Origin of the sequence: Flavobacterium endoglycinae (assembly GCF_017352115.1) — a bacterium.
In the GTDB taxonomy this organism is placed as follows: domain Bacteria; phylum Bacteroidota; class Bacteroidia; order Flavobacteriales; family Flavobacteriaceae; genus Flavobacterium; species Flavobacterium endoglycinae.
Genome location: NZ_CP071448.1, coordinates 5,366,831 through 5,391,157 on the forward strand (window position 1 = coordinate 5,366,831; position 24,327 = coordinate 5,391,157).

General features: G+C 32.6%; 21 protein-coding genes. 2 read left to right on the forward strand and 19 right to left on the reverse strand.

The features are described 5' to 3' along the window. Positions 1-229: 229 nt before the first annotated feature. The 11 genes from hisIE to J0383_RS23155 all read right to left on the reverse strand — a co-directional run bounded on the left by hisIE (position 230) and on the right by J0383_RS23155 (position 10,790). Positions 230-826, reverse strand: coding sequence for a bifunctional phosphoribosyl-AMP cyclohydrolase/phosphoribosyl-ATP diphosphatase HisIE (gene hisIE / locus J0383_RS23105; RefSeq protein WP_207296306.1), 597 nt, complete (start codon positions 824-826; stop codon positions 230-232). A gap of 87 nt (positions 827-913) precedes the next feature. After that, complete coding sequence (hisF, locus tag J0383_RS23110; RefSeq protein WP_207296307.1) at positions 914-1,669, reverse strand: imidazole glycerol phosphate synthase subunit HisF; 756 nt, start codon at positions 1,667-1,669, stop codon at positions 914-916. A 166-nt stretch (positions 1,670-1,835) separates the two neighbouring features. Then, on the reverse strand, positions 1,836-2,579 hold the full coding sequence (gene hisA / locus J0383_RS23115) for a 1-(5-phosphoribosyl)-5-[(5-phosphoribosylamino)methylideneamino]imidazole-4-carboxamide isomerase (RefSeq protein WP_207296308.1): 744 nt from the start codon (positions 2,577-2,579) through the stop codon (positions 1,836-1,838). 110 nt (positions 2,580-2,689) lie between these two features. Next, on the reverse strand, positions 2,690-3,271 hold the full coding sequence (gene hisH, locus J0383_RS23120) for an imidazole glycerol phosphate synthase subunit HisH (protein WP_207296309.1): 582 nt from the start codon (positions 3,269-3,271) through the stop codon (positions 2,690-2,692). A gap of 77 nt (positions 3,272-3,348) precedes the next feature. Next, positions 3,349-3,699 (reverse strand): nuclear transport factor 2 family protein, encoded by a 351-nt coding sequence (locus J0383_RS23125; protein ID WP_207296310.1) that lies wholly within the window; start codon positions 3,697-3,699, stop codon positions 3,349-3,351. A gap of 87 nt (positions 3,700-3,786) precedes the next feature. After that, positions 3,787-4,923, reverse strand: coding sequence for a bifunctional histidinol-phosphatase/imidazoleglycerol-phosphate dehydratase HisB (gene hisB, locus J0383_RS23130; protein WP_207296311.1), 1,137 nt, complete (start codon positions 4,921-4,923; stop codon positions 3,787-3,789). Positions 4,924-5,050: 127 nt separating this feature from the next. Next, complete coding sequence (hisC, locus tag J0383_RS23135; RefSeq protein WP_207296312.1) at positions 5,051-6,100, reverse strand: histidinol-phosphate transaminase; 1,050 nt, start codon at positions 6,098-6,100, stop codon at positions 5,051-5,053. 72 nt (positions 6,101-6,172) lie between these two features. Then, complete coding sequence (gene hisD / locus J0383_RS23140) at positions 6,173-7,471, reverse strand: histidinol dehydrogenase (RefSeq protein ID WP_207296313.1); 1,299 nt, start codon at positions 7,469-7,471, stop codon at positions 6,173-6,175. 87 nt (positions 7,472-7,558) lie between these two features. Then, positions 7,559-8,416 carry an ATP phosphoribosyltransferase gene (hisG, locus tag J0383_RS23145; protein ID WP_207296314.1) on the reverse strand — a complete coding sequence of 286 codons (858 nt, stop codon included), beginning with the start codon at positions 8,414-8,416 and terminating at the stop codon, positions 7,559-7,561. A gap of 308 nt (positions 8,417-8,724) precedes the next feature. Next, the gene (locus J0383_RS23150; protein ID WP_207296315.1) at positions 8,725-10,125 is read right to left on the reverse strand and encodes a HAMP domain-containing sensor histidine kinase; all 1,401 of its coding nucleotides are present in this window, start codon (positions 10,123-10,125) and stop codon (positions 8,725-8,727) included. Further along, positions 10,125-10,790 (reverse strand): response regulator transcription factor, encoded by a 666-nt coding sequence (locus J0383_RS23155; protein WP_207296316.1) that lies wholly within the window; start codon positions 10,788-10,790, stop codon positions 10,125-10,127. The genes J0383_RS23150 and J0383_RS23155 overlap by 1 nt, the downstream gene beginning before the upstream one ends. 192 nt (positions 10,791-10,982) lie before the next feature. Between J0383_RS23155 and J0383_RS23160 the strand changes: the two genes are divergently transcribed. Further along, entirely contained in the window at positions 10,983-13,121 is a 2,139-nt protein-coding gene (locus J0383_RS23160; protein ID WP_207296317.1) for an LTA synthase family protein, read from the forward strand. Between the two features lie 127 nt (positions 13,122-13,248). Here the strand turns inward: J0383_RS23160 and J0383_RS23165 are convergent, their stop codons facing one another. Continuing rightward, positions 13,249-14,247 carry a zinc dependent phospholipase C family protein gene (locus J0383_RS23165; RefSeq protein WP_207296318.1) on the reverse strand — a complete coding sequence of 333 codons (999 nt, stop codon included), beginning with the start codon at positions 14,245-14,247 and terminating at the stop codon, positions 13,249-13,251. Between the two features lie 165 nt (positions 14,248-14,412). Here J0383_RS23165 and J0383_RS23170 point away from each other — a divergent pair, with 165 nt between their 5' ends. Further along, positions 14,413-15,363: a hypothetical protein gene (locus J0383_RS23170; RefSeq protein ID WP_207296319.1), complete on the forward strand. Its 951-nt coding sequence runs from the start codon at positions 14,413-14,415 to the stop codon at positions 15,361-15,363. Here J0383_RS23170 and J0383_RS23175 read toward each other — a convergent pair whose 3' ends face one another. The 7 genes from J0383_RS23175 to J0383_RS23205 form a co-directional block, all read right to left on the reverse strand. Further along, positions 15,364-16,329: a YeiH family protein gene (locus tag J0383_RS23175; protein ID WP_207296320.1), complete on the reverse strand. Its 966-nt coding sequence runs from the start codon at positions 16,327-16,329 to the stop codon at positions 15,364-15,366. It abuts the gene before it with no gap. A 74-nt stretch (positions 16,330-16,403) separates the two neighbouring features. Next, entirely contained in the window at positions 16,404-17,300 is an 897-nt protein-coding gene (locus J0383_RS23180; protein ID WP_207296321.1) for a LysR family transcriptional regulator, read from the reverse strand. 76 nt (positions 17,301-17,376) lie between these two features. After that, positions 17,377-19,404 (reverse strand): hypothetical protein, encoded by a 2,028-nt coding sequence (locus J0383_RS23185; protein WP_207296322.1) that lies wholly within the window; start codon positions 19,402-19,404, stop codon positions 17,377-17,379. A 122-nt stretch (positions 19,405-19,526) separates the two neighbouring features. Continuing rightward, the gene (gene fabG, locus J0383_RS23190; protein WP_091497713.1) at positions 19,527-20,273 is read right to left on the reverse strand and encodes a 3-oxoacyl-[acyl-carrier-protein] reductase; all 747 of its coding nucleotides are present in this window, start codon (positions 20,271-20,273) and stop codon (positions 19,527-19,529) included. A gap of 326 nt (positions 20,274-20,599) precedes the next feature. Beyond that, positions 20,600-21,952: a DUF4302 domain-containing protein gene (locus J0383_RS23195; RefSeq protein ID WP_207296323.1), complete on the reverse strand. Its 1,353-nt coding sequence runs from the start codon at positions 21,950-21,952 to the stop codon at positions 20,600-20,602. Between the two features lie 11 nt (positions 21,953-21,963). Further along, entirely contained in the window at positions 21,964-22,824 is an 861-nt protein-coding gene (locus tag J0383_RS23200) for a substrate import-associated zinc metallohydrolase lipoprotein (RefSeq protein WP_207296324.1), read from the reverse strand. A gap of 19 nt (positions 22,825-22,843) precedes the next feature. Then, complete coding sequence (locus J0383_RS23205; RefSeq protein ID WP_207296325.1) at positions 22,844-24,319, reverse strand: RagB/SusD family nutrient uptake outer membrane protein; 1,476 nt, start codon at positions 24,317-24,319, stop codon at positions 22,844-22,846. Positions 24,320-24,327 lie beyond the last annotated feature (8 nt).

The following is a 24,327-nucleotide window of genomic DNA, read 5'->3' on the forward strand; positions in this document are numbered from 1 at the left end:
TTTCAAAAAGTAAGACCAATTCGTTTTCGGTTAATTTTTTTTTGGCGAAAAAATCTTTTCTTACTTGTTCTATATCCACTTTTTTTATTGCAAAAATAAGAATAAAGAAAGTTACTTCGTATTTTTTAACAATACTTTTCCGTTAAAATTGTTCAAAATAAAAAAGACAAATCAAATTTGATTTGTCTTTTTGGAAACAGCTTCTAGAAAACTATTTAATACTTATAATTTACTTCTGACGTGTCTTTAAAACTTCCACAACATCATTTAATTGATACCCTTTTGCTTGTAATAAAATCAGATAATGAAAAAGTAAATCAGCACTTTCACTAAGGAATAAATCATCGTTAGAATCTTTGGCTTCAATAACTACTTCAACAGCTTCTTCACCGACTTTTTGAGCTATTTTATTAATTCCTTTTGCAAATAATGAAGCTACATAACTTTGCTCAGAATCAGCATTTTCTCTACGGGTTTTAATCGTGTTTTCTAACTGGGAAATGAAACCATAATTAGCCGAATTTGGTTCTTGCCAGCAAGTGTCTGCCCCCGTATGACAAGTAGGTCCAACAGGTTTTGCCTGAATCAAAAGCGTATCGCCATCGCAGTCATTTTTAATACTCACTAAGTTTAAAAAATTACCACTCTCCTCGCCTTTTGTCCAAAGCCTTTGTTTAGAACGGCTAAAGAAAGTTACTTTTTGCGTTTCTATAGTTTTTTGAAGTGATTCTTCATTCATATAGCCCAGCATCAAAACATTTTTTGTCTCTGAATCCTGAATAATCGCCGGAATTAATCCGTGTGCACTTTTGATATCGATTTCCATTTTAATTTTAGATTTTAGATTTCAGATTTTAGATTTAATTTCTAAACTCAAATTATTGGAATTTGTAATTTAAAAATTGGAATTTCTTTAAATTCTGACTTCTATATTGTTATTTCTTAATTCTTGTTTCAACGCCTTAATCTCGATTTCTTTAAAGTGAAAAACGCTTGCCGCCAAAGCTGCATCTGCTTTTCCTTCTTGAAACGAATCTACAAAATGCTGTATATTTCCAGCACCTCCCGAAGCAATAATGGGAATATTTACCAACTCTGAAAGTTTAGCCAAAGCTTCGTTTGCAAAACCATTTTTAGTGCCATCATTATCCATCGAAGTGAATAAAATTTCTCCTGCGCCACGTTCTGCAACTTCAACAGCCCAATCGAATAAATTTAATTCTGTCGGTACTTTTCCGCCAACTAAATGCACAATCCATTGTCCGTCAATTTGTTTGGCGTCTATTGCAACCACAACGCACTGACTTCCGAATTTCTGAGCCAAATCGTTAATCAACTGCGGATTTTTAACTGCCGATGAATTGATTGAGACTTTATCTGCACCATTATTCAGCAGAATATCAACATCTTCTACAGATGAAATGCCACCGCCAACCGTAAACGGAATATTGATTTTCTCCGCTACGCTTCGCACCATTTTTACAAGCGTTTTTCGTCTTTCTTCAGTTGCCGAAATATCCAGAAAAACCAATTCATCCGCACCTTCAGCCGAATAAATTGCAGCTAATTCCACAGGATCACCGGCATCACGTAAATCAACAAAATTAACGCCTTTTACGGTTCTTCCGTTTTTGATATCTAAACAAGGTATAATTCTTTTTGCTAACATTTTTTTAATGTGTTAATTAGATAATTAGTCAATTAGATAATTATTTTTCGTCACGAATAAATTATCTAATTATCAAATTTTCTAATATTTAATGTGTCAATCTGACAATTAGACAATTAGATAATTTTACGCAGTTGCTAAATAATTATCTAATTGACTAATTTTCTCATTTTCTAATTATAAAATCCTCCAGTTGTTTCAGCGTGATTCTTCCTTCGTAAATTGCTTTTCCTATGATAGTTCCTTCACAACCTAATTCTGCTAATTTTGGCAATTCGTCGAAAGTTGAAATTCCTCCAGAAGCGATTAGTTTAATCTCGACTCCGTTCGATTTGACATTACAATTTTCTAAAATTTTGCTGTATAAATCAAAACTCGGTCCTTGAAGCATTCCGTCTTTGGCAATATCAGTACAAATGACATACTGAATTCCTTTTGATTGGTAATCCTGAATAAACGGCACCAAATCTTCATTTGATTCTTCTAACCAGCCAGAAACTGCAATTTTCTCATCTTTTGCATCTGCGCCTAAAATGATTTTTTCTGTTCCGTATTCTGAAATCCATTTTTCGAAGATCACTCTGTTTTTAACCGCAATGCTTCCGCCTGTGATTTGATTCGCACCACTTTCAAAAGCAATTCTCAAATCATCATCTGATTTTAATCCGCCGCCGAAATCAATTTTTAAACTGGTTTGTGTCGCAATTTGTTCTAATATTTTATAATTGACAATTTTGCTTGATTTTGCACCGTCAAGATCTACTAAATGCAGATATTCGATTCCGTGTGCTTCAAATGATTTCGCCACTTCAAGCGGGTTTTCATTGTAAATTATCTTGGTATCATAATCACCTTTGGACAAACGAACGCATTTTCCTTCAATGATATCTATGGCTGGTATTATTCTCATTTTGTTTATTTTAGATTTCTGATTTTAGATTTTAGATTTTTCTAAAATTGAAATTTGATTGATTTTTGAAATTGTTATTGAATTGGAATTTGGAATTTAAAAATTGGAATTTACATTTTTAAGAAGTTTCCAAGGATTTTCTCTCCAACATCACCGCTTTTTTCTGGGTGAAACTGCGTTCCGTAAAAATTATCTTTTTGTAAAGCCGATGCGTATTCAAGATCATACTTGGTTTTAGCGACTGCATATTCGCAATTTGGCGCATAAAAACTGTGAACCAAATACATGAATTCATTTTCAGAAATATCTTTGAACAAATCCGTTTTTAAATCATAAATCTGATTCCATCCCATTTGAGGCACTTTTACGTTGTTTGAAAATTTCAAAACGTCAACGTCAAAAATGCCTAAACCTGTTGTGTTTCCTTCTTCTGTTTTGTTGCACATCAATTGCATTCCCAAACAAATTCCTAAAACAGGCTGTTTCAACTGCGGAATCAAACCGTCTAATCCGCTTTCGCGAAGTTTTGTCATCGCTGAACTCGCTTCGCCTACACCAGGAAAAATCACTTTATCTGCAGCTTTAATTTCGTCTGGATTATTACTTAAAACAGCTTTAAAGCCCAATCTTTCAATAGCAAACATAATGCTCTGAATATTTCCCGCTCCGTAATTTATAATTACTATTTTCATTTAATTTTTGTTTTTTTTGTTTCACGTTTCAAGTTGCGCAATAGAACGTGAAACGTAAAACTTGAAACATTTTTTCTCTACAAATCAGTGTAATGAGCAATCATCTTGTTCACCAATCCTTCTTCATTAAAAAACATAACTTCAACCGCTTTTTTATCCATTATTGATTTATAATACAATGCAACAGAATTTACACCTGAAGTAACGTCAATCAATTCAAACTTTAAATCTGGAAATTTCGATAGTGCTTTCCTCCAATAAGCTGCTACGTTTTCTTTTCCAGAAAGTGAACCACTTTCAATACCTCCAGCCAATTTAATCATTGGTGTTGTAATCTCAAGATCGTCGGAATAATGACTCATAATATCGTTTAAATCATGAGAATTCCAAGATTCAATCCAAACTTTAGCAAATTTTTTAGCGTCCATGTTTTCTAGTTTTTTTTTGTTTCACATTTCACGTTTCAAGTTACTCAGCAAAACGTGCAACATGGAACTTGAAACCTGAAACAAATTTTAAAGCATTCCTTTCGTTGAAGGCAAAATCATTTTTTCGGTATCTCTTTTTACGGCTACTTTTATGGCTTTCGCGACAGCTTTAAAAATTGCTTCAATTTTGTGATGCTCGTTGATTCCTTCTGCTTTGATATTTAAGTTTGCTTTTGCCCCGTCTGTGAAGGATTTGAAGAAGTGATAAAACATTTCTGTTGGCATTTTACCTACCATTTCACGTTTGAATTCCGTTTCCCAGATCAGCCAGTTTCTTCCTCCAAAGTCAATTGCAGCCTGCGCTAAACAATCGTCCATTGGCAGACAGAACCCATAACGCTCGATTCCTAGTTTATTTCCTAATGCTTTCGCGAAAACTTCTCCTAAAGCGATTGCAGTATCTTCGATTGTGTGATGTTCATCGACTTCTAAATCGCCTTTTACGGTAATTTCTAAGTCCATTTGACCATGACGTGAGATTTGGTCTAACATGTGATCGAAAAATGCAATTCCGGTGTCGATTTTGCTTTTTCCTGTTCCGTCAAGGTTTAAGTTGATGTAAATATCTGTTTCGTTTGTTTTTCTGGTAATAGATGCTGAACGTGCTTCTAGTTTCAGAAACTCATAAATTCTTTTCCAATCAGTGGTCTGTAAAGCGATTGTCTCATTCAATTCGTCACGTTTAGACGAAATTTCATTGCTTCCATTTCCATCTGTCATATTCATGAAAATAGCTTTTGCTCCAAGATTTTTAGCCAATTCTACATCGGTTAAACGATCACCTAAAACAAAAGAGTTTTCCAAATCATATTCAGGATTGTTTAGATATTTTGTCAGCATTCCGGTTCTTGGTTTGCGTGTTGGTGCATTTTCTTCCGGAAAAGTTCGGTCTACGAATATTTCATCAAAAACAACGCCTTCGTTTTCAAATGCTTTTAGGATAAAATTCTGTGTTGGCCAAAATGTATCTTCTGGAAAACTATCCGTTCCCAAACCATCCTGATTGGTTACCATTGCCAATTCGTAATCCAATTCATTAGCAATTTTAGCCAAATATTGAAACGCTTTTGGATAAAACTCTAGTTTCTCTAAGCTGTCTAATTGGTAATTTTCAGGTTCTAAAACAATCGTTCCATCACGATCGATAAAAAGTACTTTTTTCATGTGTTTTATTTTTCTTCCACGAATTCTCGAATTATATTTATTCCAACTTAAAATCCTTGACATATGTGCTAATTGCACTAATTGCCAAAAATTAAATAAAATTCGTGAATTCGTGGCTAATATATTTTTAGCTTAATGACTTCAATTCTCTAATTACAACTTCATTTTCTTCTTTTGTTCCGATGGTAAAACGAAGACAATTTTCGCATAAAGGCTGTGTTGTTCTGTTTCTGATAACGATTCCTTTTTCAATTAATTGATCGTATCTTTTGTTAGCGTCATCCACTTTTGCTAAGATAAAATTAGCTTCTGTGGGATATACTTTTTCAACAAAACTCACTTCAAGTAAAACTTTAATCAACTCCTCTCTTTGTTCTATAATAGAAGCTATTTCTTGTTTTATTTTATTAGAATCTTTTAAACGCTCGATGGCTCTTTGCTGTGTTAATTCGTTTACATTGTAAGGCGGTTTGATTTTATTCAAAATTGAAATTACGGCTTCAGAGGCGTAACAAATACCTAAACGAATTCCAGCCAAACCATATGCTTTAGAAAGTGTTTGCGTAATTACCAAATTTGGATAAGCATCAATTTCTACCAGCCAGCTTTCTTTATCCGAAAAGTCAATATAAGCTTCATCGATCACCACTAAGCCTTTAAAGTTTTGAAGCAATTTTACCACGCTTTCATCTGAAAAAGAGTTTCCTGTTGGATTATTTGGCGAACATAAAAAAATGATTTTAGTATTCTCGTCAACAGCTTCCAGAATTTTTTCAACTTGTGGCTGAAAATCTGCTGATAGTAAAATTTCTCTATTTTCGACCGCATTAATATTTGCCAAAACACCATACATTCCGTATGTTGGCGGCAATGAAATAATATTGTCTTTATTCGGTTCGCAGAATGCTCTAAAAAGCAAATCTAGAACTTCATCGCTTCCGTTTCCTAATAAAATCTGGCTTTGTTTTGTCAAATTATTTTTAGCTAAAATGGCTTTAACCGAATTCTGCTGCGGATCTGGATAACGATTTACTCCATTTTGAAACGGATTTTCGTTGGCATCCAAAAAAATCATTTCGGCTGTGTCAAAATCTTCAAACTCATCTCTTGCAGAAGAGTATGGCTTTAAAGTTTTTACGTTTTCACGCGTTATTGTATTTATATCGAAGGTATTCATTGTTTTATTTTTTATGTCCTGCAAGGTTTTCAAAACCTTAGGTATTATATTTATTGCCGTAATATTTTAAACCTACGAGGTTTTCAAAACCTCGCAGGACTCCAAACGTAATGTCACTGCATTTTTGTGCGCTTGCAAACCTTCGGCTTCTGCCATTGTTTCAATTGCTTTTCCGATGTTTTGAATTCCTTTTTCAGAGATTTTTTGGAATGTCATTGATTTCATAAAACTATCCAGATTCACACCGCTGTAATTCTTGGCATAACCATTTGTCGGTAAGGTATGATTGGTTCCAGATGCATAATCGCCTGCACTTTCAGGAGTGTAATTTCCAATAAAAACAGAACCTGCATTTACGATTCCGTTACAGTAGAAATCATCATATTGAGAGCAGATTATAAAGTGTTCAGGTCCGTATTCATTAATTAAATCCAAAGCTATTTGATCGCTTTCAACATAAATTAATTTTGAATTTTCGATTGCTTTCTCTGCGATAGCTTTTCTTGGAAGCACTTCTAATTGAGACTGAACTTCATTTTCAACTTCATTAATGAGTTTTTTTGAAGTAGAAACCAAAATTACCTGACTATCTGTTCCGTGTTCTGCCTGAGAAAGCAAATCAGAAGCTACGAAAGCAGGAACTGCAGTGTCATCGGCTACAATTAATAATTCTGAAGGACCGGCAGGCATATCAATCGCGACTCCGAATTGTGTTGCCAATTGTTTTGCTACCGTTACAAATTGATTTCCTGGTCCAAATATTTTATACACTTTCGGAATAGATTTTGTCCCGAAAGTCATTCCTGCAATTGCTTGAATTCCACCTGCTTTTATAATTTTAGTTACACCGCATAAATCGGCTGCATATAAAATCGCTGGATTAATTTTTCCTTTTTTGTCTGGCGGCGAACACAATACAATTTCTTTACAGCCTGCAATTTCTGCTGGAACAGCCAGCATTAACACCGTCGAAAACAAAGGCGCTGTTCCACCCGGAATGTATAAACCTATTTTCTGAATGGGTCTTTTTTCCTGCCAGCAGTTTACTCCCTCTATAGTTTCAACTTCAATTCTGTTAGTTTTTTGTGCACTGTGGAATTTATAAATATTGTTTTTTGCTAGTTGAATAGCTTCTTTTAATTCATTTGGAATTAAACTAATCGCTTCTTTGATTTCCTCTTGCGAAACTTCGTAATTGTCTAACGAAATCCCATCGAAAATCGAAGTGTATTTTGTTACAGCTTCATCTCCTTTTTTCTGAACTTCTTTGAAGATTTCTTTTACAGTAACTTCAATATCATCAATTGTTTGGGTTGGTCTTTTTAATATTTCAGACCAAGTATCTGGTTTTGGATTATCTATTTTATTCATAATATTTCATATTAAATTCCAAATTTCTAAAATTCCAAATTCCAACACTATCCTTGGGATTTGGAATTTAAAAATTGAAATTTTCTTTTACAGTACCATTTTCTCAATTGGGCAAACTAAAATTCCTTCTGCACCTACTTCTTTTAATTGATCGATTACGTCCCAGAAAGTATCTTTGTCGATTACGGAGTGAACACTGCTCCAACCTTCTTGTGCCAGCGGAAGAACCGTTAAACTTCTCAAAACTGGAAGAATTTTTCCAACAGCATCAATTTTGTCGTTTGGAACATTCATCAAAATATATTTTGAATTTCGAGCTCTTAAAACCGCTTGAATTCTGAATTTTAAAGTATCAATGTGTTTTTGGATTTCGGGAGAAACTTTTGGAGAAACCGCTAAAACAGCTTCACTTTTCAAGATTACTTCAACTTCTTTTAAGTTGTTTTTAAACAATGTACTACCACTTGAAACGATATCTACAATTGCATCTGCAAGACCAATATTAGGAGCGATTTCTACAGAACCGGAAATCTGGTGGATATCTACTTTTAGACCAAATTTATTAAAATATTCAGTAACCGTATTTGGGTATGAAGTTGCAATACGAAGATTGGCTAAATCCTGAATAGAGTTGTATTCGAAAGTTTTTGGAACTGCTACTGAAACTTTACATTTCGAGAATCCTAATTTTTGAACGACTTCAATTCCTTTTCCTTTTTCTACTAGAAGATTGTCGCCAACGATTGCTAAATCTACTACTCCATCGATCAGATATTGAGGAATATCTGAATTTCTAAGATATAAAACTTCTAGAGGAAAATTTGAAGCTTCGGCTTTTAACTGGTCGATTCCGTTGTTGATTGAAATACCACAGTCTTTCAGGATCTGAATGCTGTCTTCGTTTAAACGACCTGATTTTTGAATTGCAATTTTTAAAGTACTCATTTTTTAGTTGTTGTTTGATTAATAGTTTGAGTACAAAGAATTGGCATAAAAAAACCCGTTTGATGTACTCAAACGGGTTTTAAAATATGATGATTTACACACATACCATTAACACATCGCTTGAGAGCAATAATGTAAATGATGATGATGTAATTGATTTGAAATCATTGTTCGGTTTATTTTATAATTCTTTGATTCGTTTGCAAATATAATAGATAAAATTATAAAAAAGCAATTTTTATTTTAACTTAACGATAGTTTATTGTTAAAAAACAATTTCACAGTCATTTGAAATGCTATTTTTTGAATCATTTTAACACTTTCTGATATTCTTCAAACCCCAGTAAAACTTTGGTTCCAACACCTATTTCGCTTTCTATTTCAAAATCAATCTGAAGTAAATCTGTCATTCTTTTTACGATAAACAAACCTAATCCAGTTCCTTTAATATCAGAATGATTTAAAGAATCTGATCTGAAAAACGGATTTAAAATCGATTCTAAATCTTTTTTAGCAATTCCAATTCCCTGATCCAAAACGACACAATATATTTTATTTTCCTTTCTTAATAATGATATTTTAATTTCACTATTTTTCTTCGAATATTTCACGGCGTTTGAAATTATATTTCGAAGAATCGTAACCACTAAATAATTATCTGAATAGGTATAAAAATCCTCTGAAGCATCTAATACGACGTTAACTTTTCCAGACTTTATCTTCTCAGAATTCAGCTTCAAAACATCTAAAATAACGGCATTCAAATACACGTTTTCTTTTAGAATATTTTGTTTTTGATTTTCAAAACGAGCCATCATCAAAAGCTGATCTACCAATGAATTTAAATGATCAACTTCGTTAATGCAATAATTTATTTTTTCTTCGTATTCTTTACTATCTCTAGGTTTACGTATTAATACTTCAAGTGTTCCTTTAATTACAGTCAGCGGTGTTCTAAGCTCATGCGAAGCGTCTGAAGTAAATTGTTTTTCGCGATCGATTGCGTCTTCTATCCGATTTAATAAATTGTTGATTGTAGTTGAAAGCACAAACAATTCATCTCGTGTTTTAGGAAGTGGAATTCTGGTTTTCAAGTTATCCTTTGTAATAATTTTTGAAGTATTGATGATCTCATTTATTGGACTTATACTTCTTCCAGCCAAAAATCTTGCTATAAAAAAGAGCAATAAAAGGATAATTGGAAATGTAATTAAAAGTGTGTCTAAAAGATTTTCTAAAACCTGCGTAGAATCAGATAAGGACATTGCAATAATCAAATATCCTATTTTTTTTGATTTTATGTGAAGCGGCACCTGAATCTGCCTGATTTTATTGTCTAATAATTTAGTGTCAAAAAGTTCAAAACCTGATTTTCCTTCATGAAATACCAGTTTTTCATTTTTTAAATTAGGCGATTTCTCAATTATTTTCTTGTTCAAGTCTAAAAACTGAACAAAAACTGGATTAACATCAACCGAATTGTGCTCACGTTCTTCCCATTCTTCGGCATCCATCAAAATAACCGCTTTCTTTTCAACTCTGATTTCACTAAGATGATCACGGACTTCTATTAAAAGATTTTCATCAATATGATTATAAACCGTTAGTCGAACAATAATATAAATAGCCGAAAACACTGCTAAAACCAACAATCCTGTAGTAATAATGTAGTTTAGTGCAATTCTGTTTTTAAAGGAAAGCTGTGTCATTACAAATCGTTTGCTATATATCCGATGCCTCGAACTGTTTTTATGTAATCTTCTTCAATTTTAAGATTGAGTTTTTTTCGAATAGCGTTTATAAAAACGTCGATTACACCCGTATCATATTCAAAATAAATTTCCCAAACGTCTTTTAAAATCTGGTTTCGGGTACATACTTTCCCTTTATGCTGGACTAAATAAGTCAAAAGTTCAAATTCTCTCTGCGTAAGCGAAACTTCTTCTCCGCTTTTAAGTATCAAATGTTTAGATAAATCGATAGTTATAGTACCAAGCGTGAGCGTTTCAGTTCGTTTTTTGGTTCTAAAATGTACTTTTATACGTTCAACAAGTTCTTCAAAACTAAAAGGTTTCTTGATATAATCGTTAGCTCCAGCTTTCAATCCTTCAATAGTTTCCTGAACAGTATCTTTTGCGGTTAAAAAAATAATTGGAGTCGTTTCGTCTTTTACACGTATGGCTTTGCATAAATCCAGTCCGTTAATTTTAGGCAGCATCCAATCTAATAAAATCAAGTCAAATTTCTGATTTTGAATTAATTCAAAGCCTTTAGAACCATCATTTGCTGTGGTTATTTCATATCCTTCTTCCTGAAGGCCTTGTTTTAAAAACTGAACAATTCCTAATTCGTCTTCTACTATTAAAATATGCATTTTTTATATTTAGTTAAGATCAACTCTTGATTTCAATTATCAAAGATAGAAATTTTAAAGAATGACAGCTAAAATTTAAATCTACAGAAAATCACCACCTTAAGCAAATATTAAGATAGCGTTAAGTGAAGTCAAAGTTCAGCTTAATCTGAAATTAATCTTTCAAAAGTAATTTTGTAAAAAAATATTCAGATGGATTTTTACAAAAAACTTTCACCTTTTTACAATCTTGCGATTTTTTACTTTGTGATCAGTTTTATATTGCGAATTGTTCTTTTCTTTCATCCTATAACACAGACTTCATTTACTTTTTCTGAAAGCCTGAAAATCTTTAGTTTAGGATTAATTTCTGATTTCTTCGTATTTATAATTGCCAGCGGTTTTCTTTGGCTGTATTTGATTTTTATTTCTAATTCTAAATACAATAAACCAACTGGTTACATCATTCTGGCATTTTTATGCGGTTTGTTTATTTATGCCGCGTCAGGAAAAAGCATTTTTGATGAATATGGCGGGGCTTTGCCTAAAATTGTCATGATTTTTATCGGAATTAAAACAGTACTTTTTGCAGCTTTATTATTTCTTCCGCAGTTAAGAAGCAAAATTAGGTTTGGTCTTTTTGTTTTTGTGATTTTCCTGTATGTTTTGCTTATTCTTCAAAATGGTTTAAGTGAATATTTTTTCTGGAACGAATTTGGAGTAAAATACAACTTTATTGCGGTAAACTATCTTATTTACACCAATGAAGTTATTGGAAACATCATGCAGTCGTACCCAGTAGTTCCCATTTTTTCAGCATTATTTCTTATAACAGCTGTTATTACTTATTTTATTGTAAAAAGTTCTAAAAATTATTTAACCGCTATTCCAAGTTTCCGTGAGAAGTTAAAAATAAGCATTCTTTATATTGGTTTGTTTTTAGTTTCATTAATTGCAATTCCAGATTTGGCAAAAACAGAAAATTCTAAAAATGTTTTTGTTAATGAATTACAATCGAACGGATTATATAAATTTTATTTAGCGTTTCAAAATAGCAAATTAGATTATTTCGAGTTTTACAAAACAATGCCGGAACAAAAAGCTTTTGCTATTCTAAAACAGCAGATGCCATCAATTACTGGAGAAAATACCGTACAGCAAATTAAAAATGATTCAACAGAAAATCGAAAAAATGTTGTTTTAATTACCATTGAAAGTCTAAGTGCCGATTTTATGAAAATGTATGGCAATACTCAAAATATTACTCCGTTTTTAGACAGCTTATCACAAAAAAGCCTTGTTTTTACGAATGTATACGCGGCAGGAAACAGAACTGTACGCGGACTTGAAGCGGTAACTTTGTGTCTGCCTCCAACTGCTGGGGAAAGCGTGGTAAAAAGAGAAGACAATAAAAACAAATTTTCTACAGGAGCAGTTTTTAAACAAAAAGGATATAATGTGAAATTCCTTTACGGCGGTGATGCTTTTTTCGACAACATGCAGGATTTTTATTCTGGAAATGGTTATCAGATTGTAGACAAATCGAGTTTCAAACCTGAAGAAATTACATTTTCGAATGTTTGGGGTGTCTGTGACGAAGATATGTACCACAAAGCTATTAATGTGATGAATGCCGAATCTAAAGAAAACAAGCCATTCTTTAATCATATTATGACGGTAAGCAATCATAGACCATTTACGTATCCTGAAAATAAAATTGATATTCCAGGAAACATTAAATCTCGTGACGGCGGTGTAAAATATACAGATTATGCTTTAAGAAAATTCTTTGAAATGGCCGAAAAACAACCGTGGTATAAAAATACCGTTTTTGTAATCGTAGCCGATCATTGTGCTTCGAGTGCCGGAAAAACTCAACTTCCGCTGGATAAATACAGAATTCCAGCTTTAATTTTCAGTCCAGATATGAAACCTGAAAAGTATTCAAAATTAATGTCACAAATTGATCTCATGCCCACTCTTTTTGGTTTACTTAATTTTGATTACGAAAGTAAATTCTATGGACATGATGTTTTTAAAGCAGATTATCAGCCAAGAGCATTTATTGCAACTTATCAGGATTTAGGGCTTATAAAAGACAATGTACTAACCATTTTATCACCGAAACAACAAATAAAACAGTTTGAGTTAAAACTAAATCCGAAGGATAACGTTTCACCAGAATGCCAGATTTATTATGATGAAATTCCTTTGAAGTCACAAAAAACTGATTTGGTTAATCAAACCGTTTCTTATTATCAATCAGCTTCTTATTTATTAAAAGAAAAAGAATACCAGTTCAATGATTTAAGTTCGAGAGCTAAAAACGGTAAGTTATATGCAAAAGACTAAACATCATATTTGATCATTCTTGCGAAGGATTTATTAATTAAAAACCCTCAAGTTCTTATAGAATTTGAGGGTTTTAAGTTTTAATCTCCTAAACTGAAAACTAAAAACGGAGACTGAAGACTTTTATTTAGTCGTTTTGATTTTTCATTCCGAAAAGATCTCCGCTTTGAAATAATTTTAAATCATCTTTTAAAGATTGATTGTTTCTTTGTGTAACTGATGCTGCATCTAAATCACTTAAATCAGGTTTTCCAGCATTTACCCAAGCAGTATACCAAAAACTTGCTGTTGCAGAAATTGCTTTCTTCATTTGGCTTTCCACCATTCCGTTTAAGTCTTTGTGTAATTTTTCAGCATATTTATCAGAGAAAACAGCTGTATTGTATTTGCTCTTCTGAATTTTCCCTTCAGCATCCATTTTAAACACTTCATTTTCTGGAGTTGAAGTTCTTAGTTTTTTATCAATATCTAATAATGGTTGTGCTAAGCTGTGAGTATCATTAATCATATCCCAAACTGCTTTATGCACATCAGGATAGTATTGTGCTTCAGGAACATTTAATTTGTAGTTTTTAACAAATAACTCTGGCAATCTGCTTTCCCAAAGTGAGTGAATTCCTTTCTGATCGCTTAATTGTCCGTCGTGATTGGCAGAAGTATGCAGCGGCATATGGGCATCTCCAACATAATGACCTAAATCGGCAGCAAGAAATAAAATCTCAGCTCGGTTTTTATCTTTAAATGCTTTAGTTAATTTGGCCATCATATCTTCAATATACCAAGGCAAGATGCCGTTGTCGCTCAAAAATTTAGCATCATATTTTTGTTTTGCTTCTTCCAATGTCTGCGGATAACTGCTTGCATCGCCAAAGTTTTCCATATCAAAATAATGTCTTGGACCTTCTTCTTTGTAGCTTAATGCATATTTACGAATATCAGGAACAGAAGCTTCCTGAGTAATAAAATCAATGTGATTGTAAAAGAAAACCTGAAGAGGTTTAGGTAAAGCCATTACAGCTGCTTTGTTAATACGTTCATGGCCTACAATTCCCCATGACAAGGTAAAAAAACCAATAATTAATGCACAGAACGTGATTAATTTTGGCCTCATTTTGAAGTTTTTCATTTTTGTACTTTATTAGGATACAAACTTACTATATTTAAGGAAAATTCAAAACAACCGTGTTTAGTTTATGGTAATTTAGTTTTTTATGATTTTTAAACCCCATAAGCAGCATAAGTTCACATTAACAATCATTTTCTTTATCTTTGTTTTTATAAATACCATTTTATGCGCCCTATTATACTAAGCTTTGTTTTGCTTACTTCTTTTTTCTGTTTCGCCCAAGAAGCCGACATAAAACTTAAAAATGTTAGTGACACTATTCTAAATCCAAAGAGAATTCTTAAAATCGCTGATCCGCTGGATGGTGTTAAAACAATGCAGAAGTTATTTCCTGGAAGTTTAAATCGTTTTTCTGATAAAAATACTTTTATAAGCTGGAAGTGCCAATCATGTAAACCTTCAACTTTTCTAGATGTAAACGGTGTGGAAGGTGACCAGTTATTTCCTTATACCGATGGTGTCGCCACAAGACTTTTAGCCAATATTGATTATTCTGATTCAAAGGGAAATCAATTCAAAATATTAGCTTTCAATCATTCTGTTCATGACGAAGATGGTTTACAAACCGGACGTTTTTCTGGCGGTTTGCTTGGTTTAGCCAAATTTGCCAAAAATGGTAATGTCTGGGAAATGAGATCATTTCAGCCTGCTGTTGCTGCATTTGGAGCTTTTGCTCAATCTCCAACGCCAAAACTAGTTGAAATTGGAGAAGATCAATTTGCTTTTACGTTAATACATGCAAATGGCGGCGCTGGCGGTGCTTACGAAGGTTATCTTTATCTTGTTGCAGGTTTTGATGGCAAATACCAGCCAATTTTAGAAGCTAATAATTATCAGTTAACGAATTCTTCCTTTATTTCATGGTCAGGATCGTATACAGTTGTAAATGATTCTGCTAAAAAGCATTTTAGAGATATTATTATTAAAACAAAAGGATCATACAACAAAGCTGCCAGAGCTAAAGATGATTTTGATGTTGAATTTCCTGAGGAAATAGCAGAAATGGGAAAAACAAAAAAATCATTTAATTTTGAAATTGAACGACGTTTTTCGTTTAAGGGAAAATCATATAAATTGATTGATAAACCTGTTGTGAAATTTTCAAACGTAAAATAATCAACCAAAATAAAGAATTGATACTAACGCTAAAGCTGCAATAAAAATCCAAAGAAAAATTCCCTGCAATAAAGGCTTCACTCCTACTGATTTTAAAGTATTTATATTTAATGTTGCCCCAATTAAAAACAGTGTTATAGTCAATCCGATTTTAGCAACATTTACCACATAAGGGGCAAAAACTGAAACTTTGGGAACATATGAATTCAGAAGCATTGCCAATATAAACAATCCAATAAAATACGGAATTTTGATTTTACTGCTTTTGTTTTTAAAAATTACAGCGGTTAAAAGTGAGATGGGAATAATCCATAAAGCTCTTGCTAATTTTACAGTTGTGGCGATTTGTAAAGCTTCGGCTCCGTATTTATTGGCTGCACCTACTACCGAACTTGTATCGTGAATTGCAATGGCGCACCATATTCCGAAATCTTTTTGTGACAAACCAAGCTGATGCCCAATAAATGGGAAAGCAAATAATGCAATAGAATTCAGTATGAAAATCACACCCAAAGCTATTGAAGTTTGGTTTTCATTAGATTTAATCACTGGAGATATCGCTGCAATAGCACTTCCGCCGCAGATTGCAGTTCCGCATGAAATTAAATGCGATGTATTTTTCTCCGTTTTGAGCCATTTTCCCAACAGAAAACCAAAAATCAGTGTACTGAAAATAGAAGCTATAGTTAATACAAAACCTTCTTTTCCAGCAGAAAATGCGTTTGATGCATTCATTCCAAAACCAAGACCTACCACAGAAAATTGCAGTAAAAACGTGATTGCTTTATGATTGAATTCGATAAATGGATTTCCAAATACATTTACCATTACCACTCCAATTAACAAGGCAACTGGAGGAGAAATTATCGAAGCGAAACACAGCAATAGTATAACAATAAAAATTGCCCGCTGTAAATAATGATTAATTTCAAATAATTGTGATGCTACGTGCTGACTTGTTTTCAAAATAGGATAATGTATAATTACCCTGCAAAGTTCTGATGTTTATGTGTGATTCGCCAATCGTAAAATACAATCCGCTATAACTTCAAGTTATAATGAGATGATATATTCTGAATAAACAATTCTGATAAAGGATCTGATTTTCCTAATAAAGTAATGATGTAAAAGTATCTTTCAATTGCCATATTCTCTACATCCAAAACAATCAATTCTTTATTTTTCAATTCTTTGCTTACTGCGTGAATGGACATAAAAGCAAAACAGTCAGAATTTAGCAAATAAGATTTTATACTTTCTGTGCTTCCCAACTGCATTTCAATCTCTAAATCAGAAAGTTTTAAATTTATGTTTTTTAGAGCAAATTCTATAACTTCAAGTGTTCCTGATCCACGTTCGCGGGTGATGAACTTCATTGATTTTAAATCATTTACTGAGATTTCATTCTTCTTAGCAAACGGATTTTTATTACTGCAAACCAGAACTAATTCGTCTTTTAAAAATGGAATGTATTTTATAGATTGATTTTTAGATTGTCCTTCAACAATTCCTATTTCTATTTCTTTGTTAATCAAAGCATTTTCAATCTGCTCTGTATTCCCGTTCAATAAATTGACTTTTATATCTTTTTGTTTTTGATGGAAACGAGCTAAAACGGGAGAAATGATATACTGCGAGATAGTTGTACTGGCTCCAAGCCTTAATAATCCTTGACGTTCACTGATAAAAGAACTCATTTCGAAATCTATTTCACGGTAAATTTCAAAGATTTCTTTGGTATGTTTTAAAAGAATTTCTCCGGCAAGAGTTAAAGCGATTTTAGAGCCATTACGTTCAAATAACTTGGTTTTATAAGCTTCTTCAAGTTCTTGAATATGTTTTGAAACGGCAGGCTGTGTAATATACAATTCAGTTGCAGCCTTAGTAAAGTTGAGACGAAGTGCAACGGTGTAAAATACTTTTAGCCTGAAATCCATAATTTATTTTTTGTTTCAAGTTTGATGTTTCAGGTTGCAAAACTTTGAAGTTTTATCGCTCTCTGAATCTTCTTAATTAAAGCAATCCATTATATTTTCTAACAAACCATTCGGTTGTTAATAAAACTGCAATTAAAATCAGTAACCAAACCCAGTCAATTATTGGAGTTTTACTGGTCACATTTTTTTCGATCGATTTGTATTCTTTATTTTCTAAAAGTGTATTAATCAAATCTTCTGCTTGGTTTTCAAAGAAAGCTTTTCCGTTGGTTTGTAAAGCCAATTGTTTGAGTTTTAAAACATCAGGATTTACAAATTGTTTTTCTATATCAAAGTCTAAAATCTCAAAATGACTGGAATATGAAGTATTTGAATTTAATTCTTTTACCGTAAAATTGTATTTTCCAGCTGTTAATCCGTCAAGGTTTACTGAAAACGAATTATTTCCTTTTAATAAATCGTAATTTTTACTTTGTTTGGTTTCAGCATTTGTAACCGAAATGGTTAATCTTGCTTTTTCGTCAAACTCATAATTTTTATTGAAATACTGCGCATTGATTACAATTTCATCTCCTGAATTATAGAAGTTTTCATGTGTGACCACCAATGATTTTTTAGAAGCAGAAGTTGCTAAATACTGAATTATTTTATCTACAAAAACATCATATTTTTCAAATGATTGATTGTCGACATGACTTTGCAAACGCCATTTCCAGCTGTTTTCCCCTAAAAGAAAAGCGGTTCTTTTTCCTTGATTTTCGGCAAAAGCCAATAATGGTGCATTTGTAGAAACATTTCTTATTTTGGACGAAAGTAAAACAGATACATCTCCGTTTGTTGTTATTGTTCCAAAAGCATTTTGTAATGGCGGGAAATTTTCAAAACCTATATTATCAATGGCAAATAAATTAAACTGTGATTGAAATTCAGACAAATAATCTTCAATTTGTCCACTCATTTTAAAGATCAGGTTATTCTGCTGTTGATTCAGAAAGTTAAAATCTGTACTGTTTCCAGTTATAATAAACATGTTTCTTCCAGCAGCTTTGTTGTTTTCAAAAACTTGTCTAAAAGCAGTTGTTGGCTGATACAAAACTAAAACAGAAGCTTCTTGTAACTGACTAATATCATTTGGTTTAACCAAAATTACTTTACGTTGCGCATTAACTTCTATAGAACGTTTTAATGCGGCAATATCTGGATGATTTATGGAAGAAACGATTGCAATTGTAGATTTTTGATCGATAATTTCAACCGCAAAATTTTTGATATTGTTATATGAATTTTTCTCTTTTGCTCCAGAAGAAATATTGGCTCTAAAAATCTGCAATCCTACTTTATCAGCAGGTAAAAGTAAATTTAAAGAAGCTGTTTTTTTTGATGGTGAGAAAGAAACTTTTTCTCTGGCTACCACTGAATTCCCTTGCGAAATTGTAAAATTGGCAGTTGTTGGTTTGGTTCCTGCATATTGCAAAAATACTTCGACAGGAAATTTATTTTTATGAAAAGCGTATTTGTTTACGTTTAACTGATTGATTTTTAAATCAAAAAAAGTGGTTGTATCTCCCACAACCAAAGGATAAACTTTATTAGCAGGATCAAAACGATATACATAATCGTTTCCTGTAGTCTGATTTCCATCGGTAATTATTACGGTTGGAAAAGTCAGGTTTTTATTAATGCTTTTTAAATTCTTAGCAACTTCATCTAAATTGGTTTGATTTCCTTTAAAATCAAATTTATTAGATGTTTTAAAATCGGCATCGAATTGATAGGATTGAATGTCAAATTTTTCCTTTAATGCAGGATTTGAGATTAATTTCTGATATAGTTCGGCTGCTTTTTTATCTGATTTTAATGCTGTTATTGAGCTTGAATTATCTACAGCAATTGCCAAAGGAGTTTTGGTTATTTCAAGCGAGCTTTTAGAAATTATTGGGTTTATCAACAATACCAGTAATCCGAAAATCGCAAGAAAACGTAAAAAAGCCAAAAACCAAATCAGATTTGATTTGTTTTTGGCTTTGAAAAAATATTGAAAATACGACAAACCACCCGCTATTACTAAAGAAAGTAATAATAAAAGAATTGTGTTTGTAGTCATAATTTAGTATTCAGTATCAGTTTACAGTCTTCAGATTTAAAAAAGTGTTCAGTTATATCCTAGAATCAGAATATACTGAATACTAAAATCTTTGAACGTTTGCTGCTTAGTACCTCAGTACGTTAGGTTAGCATTCCTCCGCAAACGTTAAGAACTTGTCCTGTAACGTATGCACTCATATCAGAAGCTAAGAATAGACAAGCGTTTGCTACATCTTCTGGCGTTCCTCCACGTTTTAAAGGAATACCTTCTCTCCATCCTTTTACTACATCTTCTGATAATTTTGCAGTCATTTCAGTTTCGATGAATCCTGGTGCAATTGCGTTACAACGAATATTACGAGACCCTAATTCAAGAGCTACTGATTTTGTGAATCCAATTGCTCCTGCTTTTGATGCTGCATAGTTTGTTTGTCCTGCATTTCCAGAAACTCCCACTACTGAACTGATATTGATAATAGAACCAGCACGTTGTTTCAAGAAAGTTTTTTGAATAGCTTTCGTCATATTGAAAACTGACTTCAAGTTAACATCAATTACTTGATCGAAATCGGCTTCAGACATACGCATTAAAAGGTTGTCTTTTGTAATTCCGGCATTATTGATAAGAATATCTACAGTTCCAAAATCAGCTAAAACAGCATCAACAAAAGTCTGCGCTTCGTTAAAATCAGCTGCGTTTGACTGATATCCTTTTGCTTTTACTCCTAATGCATTTAACTCAGCTTCAAGAGCTTCTGCAGATGCAGCAGATGAACTATATGTAAATGCTACATTTGCTCCGTGTTTAGCAAAAACTTCTGCAATTCCCTTACCAATTCCGCGGCTAGCGCCTGTAATGATTGCTACTTTTCCTTCTAGTAATTTCATATTAAGGTATTCGTTTTTATTTTTTGAATTACAAATATAGAGTATTTGGGCATTTAATAAAATTTGAAATGTAAAAAATGGCTTAGAATCTTTGTTTTCGTACCAATAAAAAAAGCAGCCCTAAATGGGCTGCTTCCTCCAAAATAAAAAAACTAAAACTAAAATTTTGATAAATGACTTTAGTTAGTCATAAAAAATAAAAATCCTAATATTATTAATTAGCTCACATTATAATCACAATTTTAAGTTTTAATAGTTTATAGAAAACAGCTCAAAAGGATTTGAGCTGTTTCATTAAAATAAAATTTAAAACTAAATATTACTTGTTATTGGAAAGCGTATGTAGTCATTCTAAAGTTACTAGTAGCGCTTGTGAATGTATAGATGTTGTTGGTAAATTGAATTTTGAAAGCTTCTTTTTTCACATATAAACCACTTGGATTCATAATTTCTTTATCAATGTTTTTAAGTAAAGCAGGTTCTGCAATTATAGCTCCAGTATTACTTTGCCAAGTACCAGGAACTAATATAAGTGTTTTATTAACCGCATCTTCTTGTACTGTAAAGTTGTGATACATTAATGCTTTTCCTCCAGTAAAAGAGTAAGTGATATAGCTTTCGCCAAAAGCATCATTAAATGTAAATTGTATACGATTTACTTTTTGTGTCGATGGCAGGTTTGCGTGTATTTCTTTAATTAATGAATTAAATAATGCTGAATTAGTTGGTGCAGTAGCTAAGTTAGCATTAATATATGCATATCCTGTCTGCGGTGCCTGAAGCATTACTTTATAATCATCCGTAATAATAAGCGGTTTAGTAGAATATTTAATTACTGCACTAACACCACCAGTTCCAGTTGCAGTAAAACTTCCATCTGCATCATTATATACAAAATTTGAAAGTTTTTGTCCGCCTACTTCAACCGCTGGGCTAACAACAATTCCAGTTGGAGTATAACCAACTCCCATATTGTAACTTACAGAATATCCGGCCTCTATAGAATTTGATTCAGCGAAACGAGTTACAGGACTGAATGAAAAATCAAATTTATGAACTGTTGTTCCATCTGTAGTTTCTAACAATCTGAACAATGGTCTTTCATTACTTCCAATAACATTATCTTCCATTTCTAGGTTTTTAGGAAGATCTGCCCAATCTGCTGCAGTTGCTTTTACAAAACGAATTTCTGTTCCGTTTCTATTGGCTTTAAAAATAATTTCTCCGTTTTCTTGCCCATAGTATAAGAACTGGAAATCTCCTAAATATCCTTTTGCTCTTAATGCAGGAATTGGATAATTATCTGATTCTGATAAAAGATGAATTCTGTTTTTTGTAGTGAAAGTTAAACTTACAGTGCTTCCAAGTTGAATTTCATATTCACTTTTGTATACATCTGTATCTGAATCAAAATCTGAAGCCATTTCTACAGTCCCGTCTTGAGCAAATCTGAACAAGTGTGTATAACCACCTAAGACTGTATTGTCTGTAAAATAAACTGTTTTCCATCCAAACTGTGATGAAAGCAATGCTTGACTAAGTTCTGATTTCTGAATGTTTAAACGTTCAGTTGGTGTTTTATCAAATAATTGTTCAGCGTCAGTATTATTGTTACAGGCGCTTAAATGCAGTATCAAAATTGCTGCAAATAAATACTTATATATGTTTTTTATTTTCATGATACTTGTTTTTAATTGTTTATTACACCTGTTGTGTTTTTCTCTGCTTCATCTCTCAAAGCATAAAAATCCATGTTGAATGCTTCTTTGAAGTATTTAACAACCAAAGCTTCTTTCGTTTTTAATGCCTGATAAGCAAATGGACTTTGGATTCCATCAAGGAATGCTTGATAATCTGCTTTTGTATAAATCAAAATCATTGAAGCTGTTTCTGCGAAATCTTCGTTGATGTTTGATCTTGCGTAACTTGTTATAAATCCAATTTCATTAGATTCTGGAATATCATAATTGTACCAATCTGCTGTATATCCTACAGGAGTTACAGCTGCCCATGATTTTTCGTCGAAAGGTTTGTTTTGGTTCAAAATGTGAATGTATTCGTGCTGGATCGTATGAATAAATTCTGAAACATTATCACGATCAGTTTGATCAATATAATCTGTTTCAAATAATGTTACTCTTTGTCCTCCTTCGGCTAAACCTAAAGTTCTAGTTCCTACACTATTTAAATTGACTCCTCCAACTAAAACAATTTCTCTTGGTGCAATTTTTTTCACAAAATCAGCTCCTCCAATAGTTGAGTAACTTTTAAGCCAGATTTCTTCAACAATTTCTAAGGCTGGCTTTACTTTATCTATTGTTGGCGGAAATAAATAACGGCTGTTGTCAACTGTATTTTGGTTCCATTTATATTGTACATTAATGTTAAAAGGATTCAAATATGTAGTTGTAATCCAATTATCTAAAGCCGTTTTTGTTGGCTGTGTAAAATCTAATTGGCTTTCTCCCGGCTGATCTTCACTTCCACATGAAATTAACGCTGCAGAAACCACGGCCATAATGGCTAGTTTATTGTATTTGAATAGTTTCATAAGTTTTTAATTTTAAAGATTATCTAGGATTTAATTCAACTCCAGTATTTGAGGCATGCAACGGAATTTGTAATGCTCTTCTGTTATCATCTTTTACCAAAATGTTTGTTGGTTTGTTGGTTGTTTCGTGATTCACTACGATGTTAAAACGTTTTACATCAAACCATCTCATTCCTTCGTGTACAAAATCTCTTCTTCGTGCTTCTGCAATTGCTTTAACGTAAGAGGTTTGCACTGGTGTCATAGTATAGAATGGTGTATATTCATCAGCAATTACTGGATATTTTGCTACAATTTTTGCTTCTGTCAATTTATCTGAGGCAACATACCCTACCGTTCTTGTTGATAGGAAATAGTCTAATTCATCATTTGCTAAGGCAATCTCTCCTTTCATTACATGTGCTTCGATTCTGTTCAAGAAAAATTCATCATTGCTTAATAAAACTTCTGCTACATAAGGATCTCCAATTCCAGCAGTTACGTTAGAATATTTAAAGTACTCATAAAACTTAGGCATAAATACTGTGATACTACTGTTTGATGAATAAAAGTTATAATACCATGGTTTATTATAAGGACTTACTCCCGATCCAAAAATTTCAGGGTATCTTGCTCCCGAAAGATAAAAGCGATTTGAATAGTACGATCTGCTCACAATTGAATTTGCTGAAACGATTAATAAGTTTGTTTCGGCATTGCTATCTGCGTAAGCTAATCTTTGATCAACGGCGCTTAATAAATCATATGATGGAAAGTCTCTTAATTTTCCTTCTGGTTTAGAACCTAAATCATTAGATAATTCGATTACTCGGTCCCAATCACCTTTTACTAGATAAAATCTGCTGGCAAAAGCTTTTGAAGCATTTACGTTAAAGTGGAATTTTGGTTGTTTGTAATCATTGGTTACTAATTTTAAGCCTTCTTCAATATCTTTTTGAATAAAATCAAAAACTTCAGCAACTGTGTTTCTTTTGTACTTTGTTACTAATTCTGTTTCTGGTTTTGTAACATAAGGAACTCCTAAATCTGATGCTGCCGTGGCAGGATTATAACGTTTAGACCATAATGAAACCAGCATATAATGAGAGTAAGCTCTTGCCATTAAAGCTTCACCTTTTTGAGGATTAAGCGTTGCAGGGCTTCCTAGATCTTCAATTGCTTCTAATGCTTTGTTTGCATGAGCGATTGCTTTGTAACATGCATCCCAATAAAAAGCCTGAGTATCTATATCTGTAGTTTCTGTTTGTATTTCCCAGTTATAGCTTTGCTCATTTTTTATTAAAGTCTGTGGCATGCCACTGTCAAAAACGTTATCAGACATTGTTTCTGCAATATCAAAATAACTCATTTGCGGATAAGCCTCAACTAGTAATTCTGAGATTTTTTCAGGAGTGTCAATTTCTGTTCTGTTATCTGGTTTTTCCGAAAGGAAATCATCACAGCTAGTAATACTTACCAGTATCAATAGGGATAAAGCTATTTTTAAGTTTTTCATATTTTTTT